This is a genomic window from Borrelia persica No12, from assembly GCF_000500045.1.
Taxonomy (GTDB): Bacteria; Spirochaetota; Spirochaetia; order Borreliales; family Borreliaceae; genus Borrelia; species Borrelia persica.
Genome location: NZ_AYOT01000066.1, coordinates 1 through 5389, shown reverse-complemented (window position 1 = coordinate 5389; position 5389 = coordinate 1). Strand labels below are relative to the sequence as shown.

Below are 5389 nucleotides of genomic sequence, written 5' to 3'. Positions count from 1 at the left end.
ATAAGGACCTACCCATCCTGCCCTAGCAATCTGAAAATTCCCAGAATGCCTATTATGCAAATAAGTTCCCCACTCCTGATTTTCAAGCACAATATCAATATTCAAAACACTTTTCCATCCATTTTGAACAAACTCAGCTACCTTTTTATGCAATGAATTAGTATTGTACAACAACTTTAATTTAGGAAAATTTTTACCATTAGGATACCCAGTTTCAGCCAATAACTTCATTGTATATTCAGGGTCAAATAAAAACAATTTTTATCATAAGTAAACTATATGTTTCTGAATGATAAATGGACTGGATGGCAACTAAATTTATTAGAAAATTATGAATTATCTTTGATAAAGATAGGGTAAATTTATCTCCATATATAATTTTATGATATGAAGTTTAGATAGATAATGTGAATTTTTAAGAAAGGTTAACAGTTTAGTTTTTTGAAATTCACAAATTGATCTTGAATGTGATATAATAGTTTTTTCATAAAAATGAAGAAAGATAACAAAGTGCAAGGATTTTTTTAATATAAGTCGAATCAAAATAGACATATAAATGTGGTTCTTTGGCTCTCAAAATTTATTGTTACAACAGGATAAAACTAAGGCTGGGAATGGCTTAAGGTTAAGCTTGTTGTGAACCACATGTTCTGATGGATGATCGTTTTTTGGAAAAACTTAAAAAGTTATCATGGGATAATACAAAAAGCTGCTTCTAAATCAAAGATTATAGAAGCAGTATAAATTAATTCTACTTACATCATTAATAAATTTTGGTTTATGAAATGTAATCTATTATTAAATTGAAAAATTCATCAAAAGTGTTAATTCCATTAGTATAAAAATAATATTGAGTATATAGTTCTTTTTTTATATTTAGCAGTGCTATTTCTTTTTGTTTTTCAGTTTCTATATCTCTAAAATTTGCAGATTGAAAGCTTTTGAAAGAACCATCTTTAATAGATTCTATTGTTATATGTAGTTTTGTAAGAAATTGTTTAGTTTTGTCATTGCCAAGTTCGCTAAATAATTGTTCCAAGTTATTCTTATCATATTTGCTGTTTAGTGTTTTTTGCAGTTTATCTTTTAAAGGAGGATTTTCTTTTTTTTCCTTTAGTAAAAAATCTAAGTATTCTTTTTGTTTTTGCTTTAATTGATCTAAATATTCGTTATTTTGAAGTGATTCTTGCAAGAAAGCAAGAGCTTGTTTTTGTCCATTATCAAGGTTTGATTTTAATGTCTCTAGTGTGTAGATTTTTGTATTTTTGTCAAGTAAACCACAACTGATAATGTTGCTAAGCGAAAGAGCTATTAATATATACTGTCTTATCATATTTTTCCTTTTTTGCTATTTAATAATTATTTATGTTTGTTAATGACAAATAGACTTTTAAATTTAGTCTATCTGTCATTAGGATTTTAATTTATTATCTTTGCATTTTGGCTTCTTTTGTTTTATTTTGAGCTTTTTTGAATAATTCTTTTGCTTTCTCTAAGGATTGCTCTATTTGTAAGAACTCGGAACCATAACCTATACCTGAGCTTTTTACGTAAGCGTCAAAAACACTCTTTGTTTCTTCAACAGCTTGTATAAGATATTTGACCTTATCTTGAGTTAAGTATAATTCTTTGTGTATTTCACTAGCATTGGTGATATCATCTGATATAAATTGAGAATAGTCTTTTATTGTGTCATAAACTAAGTCATCAGCAGTTGTAAGTTTTTCTAAAAGATTTTTAAGTTCTTTAGTTAATTTTTCTTTACTAAATTTTTCTAAATTTTCTTTAGCTTTTGTTTTTTCTTCTGATGTAGAATGTCCAGACACTTTTATGGTAGATTGAAGGTCAACTTGGTTTCTATCTTCTTTAATTTTTTTCATTTCTTGAAGTATATAATCTATGTCTTTTTCAGCTTTAGCCAATCTATCATTATACTCATATTCTGGACCATCTTCTATCTCTGTAACATTTCCATTGTAAAATCTTGAAATTGTTGGATCTGATGAATAAGTGTATTCATAGTCACCTGAGTATTCAATGGTGAAATCATTGAATACATTTAAATTTGATTCTTCTGTTGAAGAGAGAGATGTTGTTCCACTTAGGCTTTTGGTAATTTCTTACTTGCTGAAATCGCTTGTAGTGGTTGTACTTTTTGCTTTTCTTACTTTTTGACTAATTTCAGGAATATGAGCAACATCAAGTGGTGGATTTTCTCTTTCTATTTGTTGGAAAAAAATGGGATTGTCACTAACAACGTTATCTTGTTGTGGTTTAGCTATTTGTTCTTGTTGTTCATATTTTCCAGTTTTTTGAATAATCTTTTTTATAATTTTTTTAGTTTTTATACCTGTTTTATCAATAATATTATTGTTGGTTTGCTCTTTATTATTCAATAGAGATTGAACCTTATCGAGTAGACCAGCAGATTTTTCTTGTATTTTTTCGTCACATAGTAATTCACAACTAATAAAACTTATCAGTATAAATATAAATAAATATTGTTTTCTTAATTTCATTTTTACTCCTTAGTTATACAAAATGTATAGCAATAAATATAGAAATAAAGAAATATTTATATTTGTTATTGTTAGTTGCCAACTATCGATTTAACTAGGATTAAAACTATTGCATCAATTGTTGGTAGTGATGATGGAAAAGCTAGCTATTGCTACTGGTGATAATAGTGACGGCATTACAGCTCTCAATGCAGATTTAGCAGTAGTAAATAAGACATTAGGTATTCTAATAATTGCGATAAGAAATACTGTTGATAATGTTTTAAGAAGTCTTTATTTAGGGGGAGTTATTTTCCTTTTTACATTTCAATATCGTCAATATGGTATAAAAGTCAAGGTAGTAACTTTTGATAAATTGTCTTGTAACTAGAAGTAAATAACACTTTCAGAAGTTAAAAGTGATATAGTGGGTTATCCTCGAAAAAATAGGATAGAGAGACAGGAACTAATTCAATTGCGTGATCAATTAAGTGAGAAAAAGTCTGATATTGATAGGTTGATAAGTCAAACTGAATAAGTAATTAGTGAGTTAGGATCTGTAAAATACTTTTTGAGAAAGCACAAGAGGCTTTAAAAGAAGCTATTTCTGAAAGATTAAGAAATAGAAAATATAGAAGTTATTGGCTAAGAAGGAGGGAGAATTATTTGTCCGGATATGCAAGAAAGAATGCATCAAATGTTTTGAGTTTGTCAAATGGGTATAAAAATTGTTTGATGGACAATCGATCAAAGTTGCATGTTGTGTATTATGAAAAAATATTATTATAAGTCTAAATACTTGTATATGCACCATTAAAATGGTGCATGTTAAATATTAATTTAGTGTTAAAAAAAATAAAAATAGCTAGTTTGTCCATTTTGATGAAACTATCACCAAATTTTGAGTTACTTTTCTTTAAAGTATGTAAAAGAAAAAAAGATTATAACCAAGGTATGATTGATGGAGTCATGGAAGATATGAATTTGGCTTTTTTGTTATGTTGAGAGATTCTGCAATGAAATATGTGTTCAAAATGCGATTGATATTAAAATAACGAATTTTTTCTTGTTGGTGACATAGCTGGTATTGTGGTAGTGGCGAGAGTGATATATAAAGCTACTCAAATAAATTAATTTATCTGAGTAGACAGCAATACTCCACTTAGATTGTAATTGCAAAGCTGATGATACAGAATTCAATGTGAAATAATGTATTTTCTTTTTTAAAGAATTCTTCTTTACTAAAAAGATTTTTTTTGTTGGAAATTGAGATATAGTTTTGACATTGTCTAAAAATAGAGAGGATGAGATATGAAAAATTTTTAAGTGTATCGTTTGTGTTAGCTTTTTTAGGTTGTGGTTTGAAAGATCTTATAACTACAAAAAAAGGAAAAGAAAGTGGAGTTTCTGATAGTAGCATTCAGCAAAACTATGATAAAGTTAATGATATTTCAATTAAATTGAATTTAAATATTCAAGAAAAAGAAACATTGAAATTTTTCATAGAAATTTTGAAAGATGAGTATTCAAAGGCAACAAGTTCTACGAATGCATCTTTTAAACGCAAAGTAAATGATATAGATAAAATAGAACAATATGTAGAACAATTTCTTCTAGAGTTTAATGATAATTCTAAAGCTCAAGAGTTGCTTAGCATAATAAAAGATGCAAAAGAGAATCCAGGGATTGCAGGTGGGATAGATATGGTTAAATCTGGTATAGCAGGTGCTTTTGATAATTTTTTTAGTGTTCCTGTGATGACGCCTAATGATAAAATTCATTTACCGGCATCTGCATCTGCTGAGTCTGTATTTGAAAGTATTAAGATAGCATGTGAGGCGTATAAAGCTAAATAAGGTAAATAATTTTAATATAATGTAAAAAAAAATTTAGGATTTATCAATAGAAAGTCTTTTTGTGAACTTTTGAAAGATAAGGGAGACACAAAGAGGCTTTTTTGGTTATGATTATTATTGATAAAGAGGCAGATTTATATTCGCTTGCTTGCGATGAGTTTAGAATATTACTTGAAGATTTTAGAGTATGGAAAGGGCAGAAAGGAAATTTGTATATTGAGAATTTGTTGAATGGATACGAAAATTATTTAATGGGAAAGCTATTAAGGCTAAATGCTGTGTCATAGTAAATAGATTGTCAATTAGCTAAAAAAATCATTATTAATTATCATTATTAATTTCCAATTTAATAATGATAATTAATAAATTTATCTATATTAGTGTTACTAAGTATGAATATTGAATTTTCTCTAAACTATTTTTTATTCTTGATTTTTGCATATAATTAATATACAATGTCAATATTATATTGATTAATTTTAATAATTAACCAATCTCTTGGTTAAAGGAAATAATTTTATTAGGCAATGTTGGCGGTTTGTATGTATGGTGTATGAGAATTATTTTAAAATTTATGTCTAAAGATTATATAACTGAAACTAACTTGATACACTAAAAATAATTGAGACAAGTACTGTTATTTTTATTACTGCCATTTAAATGATATATAAATATCTTGCATTGTTTTTAATTTTAAAAGGGGATATTAAGATATGAAGTTAATATATTATAGTTTAATACTATTATTAATAGTATTATTAAGTTGCAAAACTCAAAGTTCTCCTCCTGTAGGAGCGCATTCAGGTGTTTTTCCAGAAATAGGAATGGGTGCAGAGGGTAAATCAATTGATAAATTGCTTGACACATTTAATCTATCTGATGAACAGAAGAAGGCAGCTGAATATTTAAGAAAGGCATTAGTTGATGATGCTAAAACATATAGTAATAATACATTTCATGATTTTTTGTCTCAATTAGATACTGAACAAGTTAAAAAAATTATGGACAATATTTTTGAACATATATGTTTTATGA

The 5389-nt window shown here is 27.1% G+C and carries 9 protein-coding genes; 5 read left to right on the top strand and 4 right to left on the bottom strand.

The annotated features are described in order from the left end of the window. The 4 genes from U881_RS10400 to U881_RS13170 all read right to left on the bottom strand — a co-directional run. On the bottom strand, positions 1-258 hold a 258-nt coding region (locus U881_RS10400), incomplete at its 3' end, for an ABC transporter substrate-binding protein (RefSeq protein WP_038363215.1). 520 nt (positions 259-778) lie between these two features. Continuing rightward, entirely contained in the window at positions 779-1333 is a 555-nt protein-coding gene (locus tag U881_RS13180; protein WP_024653000.1) for a hypothetical protein, read from the bottom strand. A 94-nt stretch (positions 1334-1427) separates the two neighbouring features. Then, positions 1428-1922 carry a hypothetical protein gene (locus U881_RS13175; RefSeq protein WP_235048109.1) on the bottom strand — a complete coding sequence of 165 codons (495 nt, stop codon included), beginning with the start codon at positions 1920-1922 and terminating at the stop codon, positions 1428-1430. A 198-nt stretch (positions 1923-2120) separates the two neighbouring features. Further along, complete coding sequence (locus tag U881_RS13170) at positions 2121-2519, bottom strand: ETRAMP family protein (protein ID WP_235048108.1); 399 nt, start codon at positions 2517-2519, stop codon at positions 2121-2123. 109 nt (positions 2520-2628) lie between these two features. On the opposite strand from U881_RS13170, the gene U881_RS0101270 reads away from it, so the two are divergent. The 5 genes from U881_RS0101270 to U881_RS10390 form a co-directional block, all read left to right on the top strand. Continuing rightward, entirely contained in the window at positions 2629-2889 is a 261-nt protein-coding gene (locus tag U881_RS0101270) for a variable large family protein (RefSeq protein ID WP_024652999.1), read from the top strand. A gap of 164 nt (positions 2890-3053) precedes the next feature. Beyond that, positions 3054-3287, top strand: a complete 234-nt coding sequence (locus U881_RS13825; RefSeq protein ID WP_456061763.1) for a hypothetical protein — start codon at positions 3054-3056, stop codon at positions 3285-3287. Between the two features lie 515 nt (positions 3288-3802). Further along, on the top strand, positions 3803-4354 hold the full coding sequence (locus U881_RS0101255; RefSeq protein ID WP_024652997.1) for a hypothetical protein: 552 nt from the start codon (positions 3803-3805) through the stop codon (positions 4352-4354). 101 nt (positions 4355-4455) lie between these two features. Beyond that, positions 4456-4641, top strand: a complete 186-nt coding sequence (locus tag U881_RS0101250; RefSeq protein ID WP_024652996.1) for a hypothetical protein — start codon at positions 4456-4458, stop codon at positions 4639-4641. A 426-nt stretch (positions 4642-5067) separates the two neighbouring features. Next, positions 5068-5389 (top strand): BTA121 domain-containing protein surface lipoprotein (locus U881_RS10390; protein WP_038363212.1); only part of this gene is annotated, 322 nt, incomplete at its 3' end.